The 1,729-nt window shown below is 60.6% G+C and carries 2 protein-coding genes; both read left to right on the top strand.

Annotated features, from left to right (window positions below; translation table 11 throughout):
* The first annotated feature begins 293 nt into the window (after positions 1-293).
* The gene (locus EN925_RS41735) at positions 294-557 is read left to right on the top strand and encodes a DUF488 domain-containing protein (protein WP_164755114.1); all 264 of its coding nucleotides are present in this window, start codon (positions 294-296) and stop codon (positions 555-557) included.
* A 247-nt stretch (positions 558-804) separates the two neighbouring features.
* The coding region (locus EN925_RS34680) for an alpha/beta hydrolase (RefSeq protein ID WP_164769543.1) at positions 805-1,729 on the top strand (925 nt) is incomplete at its 3' end.

The following is a 1,729-nucleotide window of genomic DNA, read 5'->3' as shown; positions in this document are numbered from 1 at the left end:
GCCGAGCAGTACACAGCAATTCAATTAGACAACGGGCTATCGAGGAACGCGGGAAAATCATCTTGGCTGGATCCGCACTAGGGGGCCACGGTTCTCGCGGGCGGGCTTCAATGGACGAAAGACATGAGATGCACCTTGCTGAACTTTCGAAATACGCTGTCCAGGGGACCGCGAAGCCGTGGACCTCAACTCTGTCATTGAACGCGTAACTGCGAGGGTTATCCACAGGTCGCCAAGATTGGTAAAACGCTCCGAGCTTCGTTAAGGTCTCGTTAACACTCTGAGAGCATCGTTTGCGTGGGTTCGGTTCGTCTGAACCCCTAATCGCCTACGAAGCCCGCTGCCTAACCCCAAGCCCCCCGCCCAGGCAGCGGGCTTACTTTTCCAAAGAGAGCCACGTTAGCAGACAGCGCTCACCGGCGGAGCCGTTCGCCAAAGGCTTGGCGGAACTGCGAGAGCTTAGCAGCCGGCATCGCTGCCCAATCATGTGCGCGGAAGCCGTCTGGTGGCGGTGCCACCGCCGCATTATTTCCGACTACCTGCTCGGAGAAGGCTGACGCGTCATGCATACTCTTGGGCCGGTCATGCCGAGGAGGCCAGCCTGACGCCAGGCGCTGTGTGCGCGATGATGGAACGATCGTTTATCCCGGGGAGCATCTCCTCGGGACGCAAGCATGGATCATTGCAAGATCGCGGCCATGGCGATCGCCAGGCGTTGAAAAGCCTTCCGCGCCGGGCACAGGGTGGCGGAACAAGCTGTGACCTCGAAGGTTGGGCCACGCAGACAGCTTCTAAGGCACGCGCATGGCGTTGGACAGAGACGGGGCGAAACTAGCGGCCGGATTGTCCGTCGCTGCATTAGCGGCACTAGCGGGATACAACGCCATCCGCGCCAAACGTGCGATCGCCAGCCTGACATGCGGACGTATGATGGCAATTGATGGTCTGCGCCTGCATTTTATCGAAGCCGGAACCGGCATGCCGCTGCTTCTCCTGCATGGCAATGGATCCATGGCGGAGGATTTCAAGTCGAGCGGCGTCTTCGATGAGGCGGCAAAGACCTACCGGGTGCTCGCATTTGACCGTCCCGGCTTTGGGCGAAGCTCACGTTCGCGCACCCGGCGCTGGTCCGCTTGCGACCAAGCCGACCTCATACATGCCGCCGCCGGCAGATTGGGTATTAAGAAATATCTCGTCCTTGGACATTCCTGGGGAGCCTGGATCGCCCTCGAGTTGGCGCGCAGGCATCCTTCATCGGTCGCCGGCATTGTGCTTGTCTCAGGCTATTACTATCCGCCACCGCGGCTGGATCTTGCACTGGCCGCACTCCCGGCATTGCCGGTGATCGGAACGGGGTTTCGCCACACCTTGTTGCCGCTGCTTGTGAGGCTGGCCTGGCCTTGGGCAATGGAAAAGATATTTCGACCCGCTATGATCGCCAGCGACTTCGCCGCATCCGCCAAGGATGCCGCCAGCCGCCCTTCCCAACTGCGGGCGGTTTGTTCGGAGTCAGCATCTATGCTGGCCGCGGCCCTGTCGGAGAAGGCCAGCTATAAGGACATTTCCGTACCGACCGGCATCCTGGCGGGATCTGGAGACCGGTTGTTCGATGCGGAACGGAATGCACGGCGCCTGCATGGCGAAGTTGGTGGGTCTCTCCTCGAGGTGATTCCGGGCGCTGGCCATATGGTTCATCAGAGCGCCCCGCAGGCAGTAGTCGGTATGGTGC

Origin of the sequence: Mesorhizobium sp. M7A.F.Ca.US.006.04.2.1, from assembly GCF_004022915.1 — a bacterium.
GTDB lineage: Bacteria > Pseudomonadota > Alphaproteobacteria > Rhizobiales > Rhizobiaceae > Mesorhizobium > Mesorhizobium ciceri.
The sequence above is the reverse complement of the archived record's forward strand: the minus strand, read 5'-3'. Positions and strand labels throughout refer to the sequence as shown.